At 53.0% G+C, this 14754-nt stretch carries 12 protein-coding genes and 7 tRNA genes; 2 read left to right on the forward strand and 17 right to left on the reverse strand.

Annotated elements, in window-relative coordinates; genetic code table 11:
- Positions 1 to 3: 3 nt before the first annotated feature.
- Entirely contained in the window at positions 4 to 2586 is a 2583-nt protein-coding gene (gene leuS / locus AC07NP_RS01365; protein ID WP_494659351.1) for a leucine--tRNA ligase, read from the reverse strand.
- 235 nt (positions 2587 to 2821) lie between these two features.
- On the opposite strand from leuS, the gene AC07NP_RS01370 reads away from it, so the two are divergent.
- The gene (locus AC07NP_RS01370) at positions 2822 to 3304 is read left to right on the forward strand and encodes a zinc ribbon-containing protein (RefSeq protein WP_192611545.1); all 483 of its coding nucleotides are present in this window, start codon (positions 2822 to 2824) and stop codon (positions 3302 to 3304) included.
- 130 nt (positions 3305 to 3434) lie between these two features.
- On the opposite strand, the gene gltL is transcribed toward AC07NP_RS01370, so the two are convergent.
- The 9 genes from gltL to miaB form a co-directional block, all read right to left on the reverse strand.
- Positions 3435 to 4160, reverse strand: a complete 726-nt coding sequence (gene gltL / locus AC07NP_RS01375) for a glutamate/aspartate ABC transporter ATP-binding protein GltL (RefSeq protein WP_162382568.1) — start codon at positions 4158 to 4160, stop codon at positions 3435 to 3437.
- Entirely contained in the window at positions 4160 to 4834 is a 675-nt protein-coding gene (gene gltK / locus AC07NP_RS01380) for a glutamate/aspartate ABC transporter permease GltK (protein WP_494659352.1), read from the reverse strand. Before gltK ends, gltL begins: the two co-directional genes overlap by 1 nt.
- Complete coding sequence (gene gltJ / locus AC07NP_RS01385; protein WP_192611547.1) at positions 4834 to 5574, reverse strand: glutamate/aspartate ABC transporter permease GltJ; 741 nt, start codon at positions 5572 to 5574, stop codon at positions 4834 to 4836. Before gltJ ends, gltK begins: the two co-directional genes overlap by 1 nt.
- Positions 5575 to 5732: 158 nt before the next feature.
- Positions 5733 to 6641 (reverse strand): amino acid ABC transporter substrate-binding protein, encoded by a 909-nt coding sequence (locus AC07NP_RS01390; RefSeq protein ID WP_301696374.1) that lies wholly within the window; start codon positions 6639 to 6641, stop codon positions 5733 to 5735.
- A gap of 366 nt (positions 6642 to 7007) precedes the next feature.
- Positions 7008 to 8546, reverse strand: a complete 1539-nt coding sequence (lnt, locus tag AC07NP_RS01395; protein ID WP_494659353.1) for an apolipoprotein N-acyltransferase — start codon at positions 8544 to 8546, stop codon at positions 7008 to 7010.
- Positions 8547 to 8565: 19 nt separating this feature from the next.
- On the reverse strand, positions 8566 to 9444 hold the full coding sequence (corC, locus tag AC07NP_RS01400) for a CNNM family magnesium/cobalt transport protein CorC (RefSeq protein WP_192614318.1): 879 nt from the start codon (positions 9442 to 9444) through the stop codon (positions 8566 to 8568).
- 98 nt (positions 9445 to 9542) lie between these two features.
- On the reverse strand, positions 9543 to 10010 hold the full coding sequence (ybeY, locus tag AC07NP_RS01405; protein WP_276292414.1) for an rRNA maturation RNase YbeY: 468 nt from the start codon (positions 10008 to 10010) through the stop codon (positions 9543 to 9545).
- A 14-nt stretch (positions 10011 to 10024) separates the two neighbouring features.
- Positions 10025 to 11053, reverse strand: coding sequence for a PhoH family protein (locus AC07NP_RS01410; RefSeq protein ID WP_494659354.1), 1029 nt, complete (start codon positions 11051 to 11053; stop codon positions 10025 to 10027).
- A gap of 151 nt (positions 11054 to 11204) precedes the next feature.
- Entirely contained in the window at positions 11205 to 12629 is a 1425-nt protein-coding gene (miaB, locus tag AC07NP_RS01415; protein WP_203358495.1) for a tRNA (N6-isopentenyl adenosine(37)-C2)-methylthiotransferase MiaB, read from the reverse strand.
- Positions 12630 to 12775: 146 nt separating this feature from the next.
- Here miaB and ubiF point away from each other — a divergent pair, with 146 nt between their 5' ends.
- Positions 12776 to 13951 (forward strand): 3-demethoxyubiquinol 3-hydroxylase, encoded by a 1176-nt coding sequence (ubiF, locus tag AC07NP_RS01420; protein ID WP_494659355.1) that lies wholly within the window; start codon positions 12776 to 12778, stop codon positions 13949 to 13951.
- Positions 13952 to 14050: 99 nt separating this feature from the next.
- Here the strand turns inward: ubiF and AC07NP_RS01425 are convergent.
- From AC07NP_RS01425 to AC07NP_RS01455, 7 genes are all read right to left on the reverse strand, one after another.
- Positions 14051 to 14125: transfer RNA gene (locus AC07NP_RS01425), tRNA-Gln, on the reverse strand.
- Between the two features lie 35 nt (positions 14126 to 14160).
- Positions 14161 to 14235: transfer RNA gene (locus tag AC07NP_RS01430), tRNA-Gln, on the reverse strand.
- A gap of 44 nt (positions 14236 to 14279) precedes the next feature.
- Positions 14280 to 14356: transfer RNA gene (locus AC07NP_RS01435), tRNA-Met, on the reverse strand.
- Positions 14357 to 14372: 16 nt separating this feature from the next.
- Positions 14373 to 14447 (reverse strand) — tRNA-Gln (locus AC07NP_RS01440).
- A gap of 37 nt (positions 14448 to 14484) precedes the next feature.
- Positions 14485 to 14559 (reverse strand) — tRNA-Gln (locus AC07NP_RS01445).
- Positions 14560 to 14582: 23 nt separating this feature from the next.
- Positions 14583 to 14667 (reverse strand) — tRNA-Leu (locus AC07NP_RS01450).
- A 10-nt stretch (positions 14668 to 14677) separates the two neighbouring features.
- Positions 14678 to 14754, reverse strand: a tRNA-Met gene (locus tag AC07NP_RS01455).

Consider the following 14754-nt stretch of genomic DNA (forward strand, 5'->3'; position numbering starts at 1 on the left):
CGCTTAGCCAACGACCAGATTGAGAAGTTTACCCGGAACGTAAATCACTTTACGCACGGTAACCCCATCAAGATATTTTGCCACCAGATGTTCCTGGCCAGCACGTTCGCGAACCTGCTCTTCAGTTGCATTCACCGGAACGGTGATTTTGCCACGGACTTTGCCGTTAACCTGAACCACAACCAGCGTGGAGTCTTCAACCATAGCGCTTTCGTCAGCCACTGGCCACGGCGCGTTATCGATATCGCCTTCGCCTTTCAGCGCCTGCCATAAGGTGAAGCAGGCATGCGGTGTGAACGGGTTGAGCATACGGACCACCGCCAGCAGCGCTTCCTGCATCAGGGCGCGGTCCTGCTCGCTTTCCGTCGGTGCTTTCGCCAGCTTGTTCATCAGCTCCATAATCGCGGCGATCGCGGTATTGAAGGTCTGACGACGACCAATATCATCGGTCACTTTCGCAATCGTTTTATGCACGTCACGGCGGAGCGCTTTTTGATCTTCGCTCAGGCTTTCGACATTCAGCGCGACAACCTCGCCCTGAGAAGTATGCTCGTAAACCAGTTTCCAGACACGTTTCAGGAAGCGGTTTGCCCCTTCCACACCGGACTCCTGCCACTCCAGCGTCATATCAGCCGGGGACGCAAACATCATAAACAGACGCACGGTGTCCGCGCCGTAACGTTCAACCATCACCTGCGGGTCGATACCGTTATTCTTGGACTTGGACATTTTGCTCATGCCGGTATACACCAGCTCATGGCCCGCGGCATCTTTGGCTTTAACAATACGGCCTTTTTCGTCGCGCTCAACGATAGCGTCAACCGGAGAAACCCAGTTACGCTCGCCGTTCTCGCCAACGTAGTAGAAGGCGTCTGCCAGCACCATACCCTGACACAGCAGCTGCTTAGCTGGTTCGTCAGAGTTGACCATGCCCGCGTCGCGCATCAGTTTGTGGAAGAAGCGGAAATAGAGCAGGTGCATGATGGCGTGTTCAATACCACCAATGTAGATATCAACCGGCAGCCAGTAGTTTGCCGCTTCCGGGTCCAGCATACCGTCGTTGTACTGCGGACAGGTGTAACGCGCGTAGTACCAGGATGACTCCATAAAGGTGTCAAAGGTGTCGGTTTCGCGCAGCGCTGGCTGACCGTTAACGGTGGTTTTCGCCCACTCAGGATCGGCTTTGATCGGGCTGCTGATGCCGTCCATCACCACATCTTCCGGCAGAATCACCGGCAGTTGATCTTCCGGGGTCGGCAGTACCGTACCGTCTTCCAGAGTCACCATCGGGATCGGTGCGCCCCAGTAACGCTGACGGGAAACGCCCCAGTCGCGCAGACGGTAGTTCACTTTACGCTCACCGACGCCCAGCGCTGTTAATTTGTCGGCGATAGCATTGAAACCTTCTTCAAAGCTCAGACCGCTGAATTCGCCAGAGTTAAACAGAACACCTTTCTCGGTCAACGCTTGCGCGGACAGATCCGGCTCGGAGCCATCAGCCGCCAGGATAACCGGTTTGATATTCAGACCGTATTTTGATGCAAATTCGTAATCGCGCTGGTCGTGACCTGGAACCGCCATCACAGCGCCGGTACCGTATTCCATCAGAACAAAGTTTGCCGCCCACACCGGGATCTCTTCACCCGTTAACGGATGAACCGCTTTAAAGCCAGTATCAACGCCTTTCTTCTCCATGGTCGCCATATCAGCTTCGGCAACTTTGGTATTACGGCATTCGTCGATAAAGGACGCCAGCAGTGGGTTATTCTCGGCCGCTTTCTGCGCCAGTGGGTGACCTGCAGCAACCGCCAGATACGTGGCGCCCATAAAGGTGTCAGGACGGGTGGTATAGACGGTCAGCGTGTTGTCATAACCGGTCACGTTGAAGGTGATTTCTACGCCTTCAGAGCGACCAATCCAGTTACGCTGCATGGTCTTAACGGTGTCTGGCCAGTGATCCAGGTTGTCCAGATCGCGCAACAGTTCGTCAGCGTAAGCGGTGATTTTGATAAACCACTGCGGGATCTCTTTACGCTCAACTTTGGTGTCGCAGCGCCAGCAGCAGCCGTCGATCACCTGTTCGTTCGCCAGCACGGTCTGGTCGTTAGGGCACCAGTTCACCGCAGACGTTTTCTTATACACCAGCCCTTTTTTATACAGCTCGGTGAAGAATTTTTGTTCCCAACGGTAGTATTCCGGGGTACAGGTCGCCAGCTCGCGGCTCCAGTCATAGCCGAAGCCCAGCATTTTGAGCTGGTTTTTCATGTAGGCGATGTTGTCATACGTCCACGGTGCCGGGGCGGTGTTATTTTTTACCGCCGCGCCTTCTGCAGGCAGACCGAATGCATCCCAGCCGATAGGCTGCAGGACGTTTTTGCCCAGCATACGCTGGTAACGGGCGATCACGTCACCAATGGTGTAGTTACGTACGTGGCCCATGTGTAGTCGACCAGAAGGATAGGGAAGCATAGACAGGCAGTAATACTTCTCTTTGCTCTCGTCTTCGGTTACTTCAAATGTGCGCTTCTCATCCCAGTGAAGCTGTACTTTGGATTCTATCTCTTCCGGGCGGTATTGCTCTTGCATGGCAGCCAGTGGTCCTGTTTTCAATACAGCTACAAACGTAGCCTTAGAGGTGGTGTTTCAGATCCGCATAGCATAGCCCAAACGCCCGCGTCAAAACAGCCTTTCGCGCATTCTGCTCTGAATTCCCGTAAGGACAATTCTTGCACGAATTTACATACTCTGTGGGCACTCTTGCAGAGTGGAACGCAAATAACGTCTATTATTATAGACAGTTAACGACCCAGGAGGCGAAGTGATGAACAAGGTTGCTCAATATTACCGTGAACTGGTGGCGTCATTAAGCGAACGCTTGCGAAATGGCGAACGAGATATTGACGCGTTGGTAGCACAGGCGCGTCAACGTGTTTTGCAGGCAGGGGAGTTAACACGAACGGAGGTGGACGAACTGACGCGCGCCGTCAGACGTGACCTGGAAGAGTTCGCCATGAGCTACGAGGAGAGCCAGAGCGAGGAATCCGACAGCGTTTTTATGCGGGTGATCAAAGAGAGCATCTGGCAGGAACTGGCCGACATCACCGACAAAACGCAGCTGGAGTGGCGCGAAGTTTTTCAGGATTTGAGCCACCACGGCGTCTATCATAGCGGAGAGGTGGTAGGGCTTGGCAATCTGGTCTGTGAAAAATGCCATTTCCATTTAGCGGTCTACACCCCGGATGTGCTGCCGCTGTGCCCGAAATGTGGTCACGACCAGTTCCAGCGTAGGCCGTTTGAGCCGTAATGCATTGTGCCGGATGGCGACGCTAACGCGTCTTATCCGGCCTACAAATGCACTGTTGCGTAGGCCGGATAAGCGTTAGCGCCATCCGGCATCGTTCAGGTGTAAAAAGCGAACTTCTCAGCCAGCAAGATTAATGCAGAATTTTAGCGAGGAAATCTTTGGCGCGTTCTGATTTCGGGTTGGCAAAGAAGGCCTCTTTTTCCGAGTCCTCGACGATTTTTCCTTCATCCATAAAAATGACCCGATTGGCCACTTTCCGGGCAAAGCCCATCTCGTGAGTCACCACCATCATGGTCATACCTTCATGCGCCAGCTCAACCATAACATCCAACACTTCATTGATCATTTCCGGATCGAGCGCGGAGGTCGGCTCATCAAACAACATCGCGATGGGATCCATGCACAAGGCACGGGCGATCGCCACACGCTGCTGCTGGCCCCCGGAAAGCTGTGCCGGAAACTTATCGGCATGCGCAGAAAGACCCACACGTTCAAGCAGTTTCAGCGCCTTTTTGCGAGCCGGTTCTTTCTCGCGCTTGAGGACTTTGACTTGCGCCAGCGTCAGGTTTTCAATGATGGACAGGTGCGGGAACAGTTCAAAGTGCTGGAAAACCATCCCTACACGAGAGCGTAGTTTTGCCAGATCCGTTTTTTTATCGTTAACGACGGTGCCGTCGACGGTAATTTCCCCCTGTTGAACAGGCTCCAGCCCGTTTACCGTTTTGATTAGCGTCGATTTACCGGAACCCGAAGGGCCGCACACGACCACCACTTCCCCTTTTTGCACTTCTGTGGAGCAGTCGGTCAGCACCTGAAAGTGACCATACCATTTAGAAACATTTTTCAGGGTAATCATTAAACTGTCCTTTTCTTCAGATAGGTGACCAACAACGACGCGCTCAGGCTAATAACAAAATAGACGGCGCCCGCGAACAGAATCATTTCGACCTGTGTACCGTCGCGTTCGCCAATGGTGGAGGCGGTACGGAAGAAGTCCGCCAGACTCAATACGTAGACCAGGGAGGTATCCTGGAATAGCACAATGCCCTGGGTGAGCAGCAACGGCACCATCGCGCGAAACGCCTGCGGCAATATAATCAGTTTCATTGACTGCCAGTGTGTCATTCCTAATGCCAGTGCCGCACTGGACTGGCCGCGTGAAATACTCTGGATACCAGCACGGATAATCTCTGAGTAATATGCCGCTTCAAACATGGAAAACGCGACCATTGCTGAAATCAACCGAATATCGGCTTTCGGCGAGAGTCCAAGAACATCCTGTAGTAGCCCCGGTACAATCAGGTAAAACCACAGCAGTACCATCACCAGTGGGATGGAGCGGAATACGTTGACGTAGGCTTTGGCAAACCAGGCAACAGGCGCAAAGCTGGAGAGTCGCATCACCGCGAGAATAGTTCCCCAGACAATCCCGATGACAACGGCGGTGACGGTAATTTTCAGGGTAATGACCAGTCCCGCCAGCAGATAAGGCATAGAGGGAACAATGGAATTCCAGTCAAACTCGTACATTATTTGCCTCCCAAATTGCCAGGCAGGCGGATTTTGCGTTCCACCAGACTCATCACCAGCATGATGAAGGCGTTAATCAACACATAAGCCAGCGTAATGGCGGTAAACGATTCCCAGGCGTGAGCGGAGTAATCCAGCAGTTTGCCCGCCTGTGCGGCCATATCCACCAGACCAATCGTGGACGCGATGGCCGAGTTCTTCACCAGGTTCATCATCTCTGACGTCATTGGCGGCACAATCACGCGATACGCATTCGGCAGCAAAACATAGCGATACGCCTGCGGCAGCGTAAGGCCCATGGCCAGCGCGGCATTTTTTTGCCCACGCGGCAATGACTGGATAGCGGCACGAACCTGTTCGCAAACACGTGCAGCAGTAAACAACCCCAGACAAAACAGGGAAGAGAGAAAGAATTGAATGTTGGGGTCCAGCTCAGACTTGAACCACATGCCGATATTTTCGGGCAACAGTTCTGGGATCACCAGATACCAGGTGAAAAATTGAACAATCAGCGGAACGTTACGAAACAGTTCTACATACAGCGTGCCGAGGCTGGAGAGGAAGCGGTTAGGAACGGTGCGCAGGATGCCGAACAAGGATCCGACCAGGAAAGCAATAATCCAGGCGCTAATGGATAACGCGACGGTGACCTGAAAGCCGCTCCAGAGCCAGCCGAGATAGGTGGTGTTGCCGAACGGGGCTTGTTGTAAAAAAATCCCCCAGTTCCAGTCTATTGACATAAATCTACTCCAGAAAAAAAAGGGTAGCAGGGCTACCCTCGAAGATTGTTGCGCAGCGACTTGCGGTTTTCAGGCCAGGTGGGGAACGACCACCTGGCATATAGTCTGTCCGTGCTGAGCAGCAATCGAGAGGGAGGGAAAACCTCCCATTATTTTAGTTAGTTAAGCGCTTTATCATTCGGTTCTTTGAACAGCGTTTTCATCTGCTCAGACAGTTCAAAATTCATATTCAGGTTCTTTGGTGGGATCGGGTTTTTAAACCATTTAGCGAACCATTTCTCCGCTTCACCTGAGGTCTGTGCTTTGGCGATGGTGTCATCCATCAGCTTTTTAAACTCGGGATCGTCTTTACGCAGCATACAGCCGTAGGCTTCCTGGGATTGCGGCTTACCGACGATTTCCCAGTTGTCCGGTTTCTTCGCTTTTGCGCGTTCGCCGGCCAGCAGCGCGTCATCCATCATAAAGGCCACCGCACGACCGCTTTCCAGGGTACGGAAGGAGTCGCCATGGTCCTTCGCGCTGATGATGCGCATGTCCATTTTTTGTTCTTCATTCAGTTTATGCAGCAGCACTTCGGAGGTTGTGCCGGAGGTGACGACGACCGCTTTCCCTTTCAGGTCCGGGAAGTCTTTAACATCACCGCCTTTTTTCGCCAGCAGACGTGTACCGACGACGAAAATAGTGTCGGAGAAGGCCGCCTGTTTCTGACGTTCAAGGTTGTTGGTGGTGGAGCCACATTCAAAGTCGAATGTGCCGTTTTGCAGTAGCGGAATACGGTTCTGAGAAGTGATTGGGATCAGCTTCACCTGCAGGTCAGGTTTGTTGAGTTTTTTCTTCACGGCTTCAACGATGGCGTTGGAGTAATCCTGTGAATAACCCACCACTTTCTGCTGGTTGTCGTAATAAGAGAATGGTACTGAGGATTCGCGATGGCCGACGACGATGACGTCGTTTTTCGCGATCTTGTCCAGCGTGCTACCTGCGGCGGGTGCTGCATCTTCTGCATGCGCCAGACCGGCAGACATTCCCATCACCAGCATTGCTGTGGCCAGCTTACGTAATTGCATATCCAACTCCTTTATCGTCTGCGTCAGAAACGCATTGATACCCATTGTGAGTGTCTGTGTTGTTATCACCTGCAACTTTAATGTGCAGTGTTATGACTGTTTGTTAACATTTAGTCTGGCTTAATGTAAAGATATTGCTGCGTTATTGTTTATTTTTGCGAAGTGCGCCGCACCGTTTAGAGACAATAATTTGTCATTGCACTATTTTGGCGCTACCAACGAACGGTATTGGTGCGACCAGGTTGCACAATCGGTCAAAAACGCATTTATCTTGTATAACAAAGCAATAGACGTGCCAGAGTGAAATACGGGAGGGAAGTTGTAGGCCCGGTAAGCGAAGCGCCACCGGGCAAAAGGGGAGGGAGATTACTTACGACGCTGGCGCAGACTCATGATCACCGCACCAAAACCCAACAATGCAGTGATAATCCACAGCGGCCAGTTGCCGGTGCGGGCGTAGGGTGTCAGGCCCGTCGTTGGCGTGACGCTAGTAGTCAACACCTGACGGGTAAACTGTGGGATCATCGCCTGGATGTCGCCCTGCGGTCCAATGACTGCCGTAATGCCGTTATTGGTACTGCGCAACAGCGGACGCGCCAGTTCCAGTGAACGCATCCGCGCCATCTGGAAGTGCTGCCACGGACCAATCGATTTACCAAACCAGGCATCGTTCGAGATGGTCAGCAGGTAATCGGTATCGGGGCGGAAGTTGTCCCGTACCTGTTCACCGAGAATAATTTCGTAGCAAATGGCGGCGGTCAGTTTGAAGCCGTGCGCATGCAGTTGTGGCTGCACATACGGCCCACGACTGAACGACGACATCGGCAGGTCGAAGAACGGCGCAAGCGGGCGCAGAATAGATTCCAGCGGGACAAACTCACCAAACGGAACAAGGTGGTTTTTGTTATAGCGATTGGTGGAGTCGTAACTGTACGGACTGTCTTTACCCAGCGTGATGATGGTGTTGTACGTATCGTAACGGTTTTTCTTGTTCAGACGCGCATCAACAATGCCAGTAATCAGCGTGCTGTTTTTCGATTTCAGCAGGTCATCCATCATGCTAAGAAAACGCTGCTGATTAATTTCCAGGTCCGGAATCGCGGACTCAGGCCAGATAATCAACTGCGATTTTCCAAGCTCAGGCTGTGAGGCGTCGAGATAGATTTTTAACGTGTTGATCAGCTGATTCTCATCCCACTTCAGCGATTGCGGGATATCGCCCTGTACCATGGAAACCTGAATGGTTTTTTCCGGCTCAGGGGTATACCACTGGATATAGCGCAGTGGGAAAGGAAGGGCGAAAAGCACCACCGCCACGACACAGGAACGCCATTGGCGAGTGGCGATGGCGAGGACCAACAGACCGCTGACCATCATCAACAGGAAGTTAATGGCTTCCACACCCATTACCGGCGCCAGCCCTTTCAGCGGCCCGTCAATCTGGCTGTAACCGAACTGCAGCCACGGGAAGCCGGTTAATACCCAGCCGCGCAGGAATTCTGTTATTTGCCAGACAACCGGGGCGGCAATCGCCACGCGCAGCCAGGTGGCCTTTGGCCACAAGCGTGATAATACGCCGGCAAAAAGCCCGGTATAAAGCGAGAGATAAGCGGCCAGTAACACCACGAGAAAGATGTTAACCGGGCCGGGCATGCCGCCAAACTGCGCAATGCTAACGTAAACCCAGTTAATGCCGGAGCCGAAGAGTCCCAGTCCCCAGAAATACCCCACGGCGGCAGACTGAAGCGGACGGCGATTTAAGGTGAGGGCCTGCAAACCCATGAGCGACACAATCGCGGCAGGCCAGAGATCATACGGAGAAAAGGCCAGCGTGCCGCAGGCGCCGAATAATAACGCCAGCAGCAGGCGAATGCGCTGGCGTTCAATCAATGAGGCAAATGCCATTTTAAGTCCAATCCTGGTTTTATTCGTCCAGTTTCGGCTGAGGTGAGTCATCCGGAATTCTGACATGAACCTGAATAATACGACGGCTATCGGCCATCGCTACTTTGAACTGATAACCATCAATGTCGATGGTTTCACCACGCGCTGGCAGATGACCAAACGCCTGCATCACCAGCCCACCAATGGTGTCGACCTCTTCATCGCTAAAGCTGGTGCCGAAAGCGTCGTTGAAGTCTTCAATGGGCGCCAGCGCGCGAATGGTCCAGGTGTGGCGACTGAGTTGACGGAAGTCGATATCGTCTTCCTCGTCGTACTCGTCTTCAATTTCACCGACAATCAGTTCAAGAATATCTTCAATGGTCACCAGACCCGAAACACCGCCGAATTCGTCAATGACGATCGCCATATGGTAACGCTGAGAGCGAAACTCCTTCAGCATGCGGTCAACACGCTTACTCTCAGGTACGACAACTGCCTGGCGTAACACTTTTTCCATGCTGAAAGCATCGGCATCGCTGCGCATAAACGGCAGCAAATCCTTCGCCATCAGAATCCCTTCAATGTGATCTTTGTCTTCGCTGATCACCGGAAAACGCGAGTGAGCAGACTCGATGATGACATCAAGGCACTCGTCCAGGGTTTGGTTGCGTTTCAGGGTAATCATCTGGGAGCGGGGGATCATGATGTCACGAACGCGTTGGTCCGCAATGTCCATCACCCCTTCGAGCATGTCGCGCGTATCTTCATCGATAAGCTCGTTCTGCCCGGAATCACGGATCAGCGCCAGCAGTTCGTCACGGTTTTTCGGTTCACCGTGGAACAGTTGGCTCAGTAACAGGGAGAAAAATCCCTTTTTGCTGTTTAATGTGTCACTACTGTGTGAATTGTCGTCGCTCATGGCGTCGTATGGGTTCTCATGTGAGTTAATGGGTTGCTCGTCACGCGTGTATTCAGCGCGCGGCATTATATCGAGCAGCCGGGCATCAGCCCGGTCGCTTATTCCTTCTCGGCAATGTACGGATCCTCATAGCCCAGAGCAAGCATAATCTCTGTTTCAAGGGATTCCATCTCTTCCGCTTCGTCATCTTCGATATGATCGTAGCCCAATAAATGCAGGCTACCGTGCACCACCATATGTGCCCAGTGGGCATCCAGCGGTTTGCCCTGTTCTTTCGCTTCTTGCTCAACCACCTGACGGCAGATTATCAAATCGCCCAGCAGCGGCATCTCAATACCCGGGGGTGCTTCAAACGGGAAAGAGAGTACGTTGGTTGACTTATCTTTGCCACGGTAAGTCAGGTTAAGATCGTGGCTTTCCGCTTCATCCACCAGACGAATGGTGACTTCTGACTCTTCCTGAAACTGTGGGATCACCGCATTTAGCCACGTCTGAAACTGACTTTCTTCCGGTAAGCCCGTGTTGTTTTCACATGCGAGCTGTAAATCGAGAATAACCTGACTCATTTTTGTCCTTGCTCCTAGGCTTCATGCTTACGAACGGCAGCAAGTTCTGCTTTTCGTTTTTGTTCTGCTTCTTCCCAGGCTTCATAGGCGGTAACGATCCGCGCGACCACCGGGTGGCGTACAACGTCTTCACTGTGGAAGAAATTAAAACTGATCTCATCAACTTCAGAGAGTACTTCAATGGCGTGGCGCAGGCCTGACTTGGTGCTACGCGGCAAGTCAATTTGCGTGATGTCGCCGGTGATCACCGCTTTCGAATTAAAACCGATACGCGTCAGAAACATTTTCATCTGTTCGATGGTGGTGTTCTGGCTTTCATCGAGAATGATAAAGGCGTCGTTCAGGGTACGACCACGCATATAGGCCAGCGGTGCAACTTCAATCACGTTGCGTTCAATCAGTTTTTCGACCTTTTCAAAACCTAACATTTCGAACAGGGCGTCATACAAGGGACGCAAATAGGGATCGACTTTTTGACTCAAATCGCCTGGCAGGAATCCCAGCTTTTCCCCGGCTTCCACCGCCGGACGGGTCAGCAGAATACGGCGAATTTCCTGACGCTCAAGGGCATCGACGGCAGCGGCGACGGCAAGGTACGTTTTGCCTGTACCGGCGGGGCCAACCCCGAAGGTGATATCGTGATCAAGAATATTGGCGATGTATTGCGCCTGGTTTGGCGTACGTGGCTTAATCACGCCGCGTTTGGTTTTGATGTTCACCGCTTTGCCGTACTCCGGCACGCTCTCCGCGCTCTGTTCCAGCACCCGCGCTTCTTTGATGGCGAGGTGGATCTGTTCCGGCTCAATATCCTGCTTTTGACCACGCACCGGAGCGGTATCGACATACAGACTGCGCAAAATATCTGCCGCAGCAGTCACGCAAATCGGGCGACCGGTCAGTTTAAAGTGGTTGTCACGGCGGTTAATCTCGATGCCGAGACGGCGCTCCAGCTGTTTAATGTTGTCATCAAACGGGCCGCAAAGGCTCAGCAGACGGGCATTGTCTGCAGGCTCAAGGGTGATTTCGCGAGTGTCTATGTTCAAACTGTTCCTCTTATGCATAGGGCGCCGGAAGATGAATATTCCCGGCCTGTAAGGAAATTATTCACGCCACAGGATAAAGGCGCAAGCATTGCAATGAAGATGGGGACAAAGAGGGGAATTACAAGGCCTGCCCGGTGGCAGGCCTTGAGGATTAAGGCTGGTAGAATCCAACGCCAGAGTCGTTCTCTTTACGGGTACGGGCAATGACCGATTCCGGGGTTTCTGCAATACGCAGGCCCATTTCATCTTCAGTGCGGATGACTTTACCGCGCAGGGAGTTTGTCCAGACGTCAGTGATTTCCACATCGACAAACTTACCGATCATGTCCGGGGTTCCTTCAAAGTTCACGACCCGGTTATTTTCGGTACGACCCGACAGCTCCATGATGCTCTTGCGCGAAGTCCCTTCCACCAGAATACGCTGCGTGGTGCCGAGCATACGGCGGCTCCAGGCCGTCGCCTGCTGGTTGATACGTTCTTGCAGGATATACAGACGCTGTTTTTTATCTGCTTCCGGGACGTCGTCAACCATATCGGCGGCGGGGGTACCCGGGCGGGCAGAGAAGATAAAGCTGTAGCTCATGTCGAAGTTCACGTCGGCAATCAGCTTCATGGTCTGCTCGAAATCTTGCGTCGTTTCGCCAGGGAAGCCGACGATGAAATCGGAGCTTATCTGAATGTCCGGACGCGCTGCCCGCAGTTTACGGATGATCGCTTTGTATTCCAGCGCAGTGTGGGTACGCCCCATCAGGTTCAGTACGCGATCTGACCCGCTCTGTACTGGCAGATGCAGGAAGCTCACCAGCTCAGGGGTATCACGGTAGACTTCAACGATATCATCGGTGAACTCGATCGGATGGCTGGTGGTGAAACGAATGCGGTCAATGCCATCGATCGCGGCGACCAGACGCAGCAAATCGGCGAATGAACCGGTGGTGCCGTCGTAGTTCTCGCCACGCCACGCGTTAACGTTCTGGCCGAGCAGATTCACTTCACGGACGCCCTGGGCAGCAAGCTGGGCGATTTCAAACAGAATGTCATCCGACGGACGGCTGACTTCCTCACCACGGGTGTAGGGCACCACACAGTAAGTACAATATTTGTTGCAGCCTTCCATGATAGAGACAAATGCCGTTGGGCCGTCGGCACGCGGTTCCGGCAGACGGTCAAACTTCTCGATCTCCGGGAAGCTGATATCCACGACCGGACTACGGTTGCCGCGCACGGAGTTGATCATTTCAGGCAGACGATGCAGTGTCTGTGGCCCAAAAATGATGTCGACATAGTGCGCACGCTGACGAATATGGTCACCTTCCTGGGACGCCACACAGCCGCCGACGCCGATAATCAGGTTCGGGTTTTTCTCTTTTAAGAGCTTCCAGCGACCCAATTGATGGAAGACTTTTTCCTGAGCCTTCTCGCGGATTGAGCAGGTATTCAGCAGCAGCACATCCGCTTCTTCCGCCACTTCGGTCAGTTGATACCCGTGGGTGGCGTCCAGCAGATCGGCCATCTTCGATGAATCGTACTCGTTCATCTGACAGCCCCAGGTTTTAATATGGAGTTTTTTGGTCATCGACTTGCTCTTGCGAAATAGTAGCCAGGAATGCAGGGCGCATAGTGTAATGCTTTGACGCGGTTGTGACCAGTATGACCGTTATCAGCCTCAAGGGGTAAAAAATCCTGTAAACTTAATGCATATTGCTAACAGGATGATTGACCATGACAAATCAACCAACGGAAGTAGCCATTGTCGGCGCTGGGATGGTCGGCGGCGCGCTGGCGCTGGGGCTGGCGCAACAAGGATTTTCGGTGACGGTCATAGAACATGCCGCCCCTGCGCCATTTGTTACCGACAGCCAGCCCGATGTGCGTATCTCGGCGATAAGTGCGGCGTCAGTGTCGTTACTCAAAGGTTTGGGCGTCTGGGATACGGTACAAGGGATGCGTAGCCACCCATACCGCCGTCTGGAAACCTGGGAGTGGGAAAACGCCCATGTGATGTTCGATGCCGCTGAGCTTAAATTACCGCTGCTGGGATATATGGTGGAGAACAACGTTCTGCAACGTGCACTCTGGCAGGCGCTGGAGGCGCATCCGAAAGTCACGCTGCGTGTTCCCGCCTCCCTCATTGCCTTGCACCGTAACAATGACCGTCACGAGCTGGAGCTGGCCGATGGCGAGATAATCACGGCAAAACTGGTGGTGGGCGCAGATGGCGCTAACTCGCGGATTCGGCAAATGGCGGGCATCGGTATCCATGCCTGGCAGTACGATCAATCCTGCATGTTGATCAGCGTGCAATGTGACCGCGATCCTGGCGACAGCACCTGGCAACAATTTACGCCAGACGGTCCACGCGCATTTCTGCCGTTGTTCGACAATTGGGCGTCGCTGGTGTGGTATGACACGCCAGCCCGAATTCGCCAGTTGCAGAGCCTGAGCATGCCGCAGTTGCAGGTTGAGATTGAAAAACATTTCCCTTCGCGTTTGGGCAGCGTCACAGCCATAGCAGCAGGGGCGTTTCCGCTCACGCGTCGGCATGCATTGCAGTACGTTCAGCCAGGACTGGCGCTGGTGGGGGATGCGGCGCACACCATTCATCCGCTTGCAGGGCAGGGAGTGAACTTAGGCTATCGGGATGTTGATGCGTTGATCGACGTGCTGGCGAATGCGCGGAGCTACGGTGAATCCTGGTCCAGCCATCAGGTGCTGAAACGCTATCAGACACGCCGTATGACCGATAACTTCATCATGCAGAGTGGGATGGATCTGTTCTATGCCGGGTTCAGTAATAATCTGCAACCGCTGAGGATCATGCGCAATATTGGGCTGATGGCAGCAGAACGAGCCGGGGTACTTAAGCGCCAGGCGCTGAAATATGCGTTAGGGTTGTAATTTGAATGCAGGCCTACGATTGTAGGCCTGATAAGCGTAGCGCCATCAGGCAATAAACGCAGAAAAGCAAAAAGCTCGCCGAAGCGAGCTTTTCTTATGTGGCTGGGGTACGAGGATTCGAACCTCGGAATGCTGGTATCAGAAACCAGAGCCTTACCGCTTGGCGATACCCCAACGGGTGCGTCTACAGCGTAAACGTCTTTTGAAATTGGCTGGGGTACGAGGATTCGAACCTCGGAATGCTGGTATCAGAAACCAGAGCCTTACCGCTTGGCGATACCCCAACAATTTTTTGGATTTACCGAATTAAATCGATACGTCCTTAATATGGTGGCTACGACGGGATTCGAACCTGTGACCCCATCATTATGAGTGATGTGCTCTAACCAACTGAGCTACGTAGCCAGATTTTTTTCTTCGATGGCTGGGGTACCTGGATTCGAACCAGGGAATGCCGGTATCAAAAACCGGTGCCTTACCGCTTGGCGATACCCCAAAGACCGTTGCGGTGAACCGCTATATCGAAGAAAAAATGGCTGGGGTACCTGGATTCGAACCAGGGAATGCCGGTATCAAAAACCGGTGCCTTACCGCTTGGCGATACCCCATCCGTGCAACGCTTACTGGTGAATGGTGCGGGAGGCGAGACTTGAACTCGCACACCTTGCGGCGCCAGAACCTAAATCTGGTGCGTCTACCAATTTCGCCACTCCCGCAAAAAAAAGATGGTGGCTACGACGGGATTCGAACCTGTGACCCCATCATTATGAGTGATGTGCTCTAACCAACTGAGCTACGTAGCC

The sequence above is a fragment of the Citrobacter sp. GW821-FHT07H02 genome (assembly GCF_059418505.1).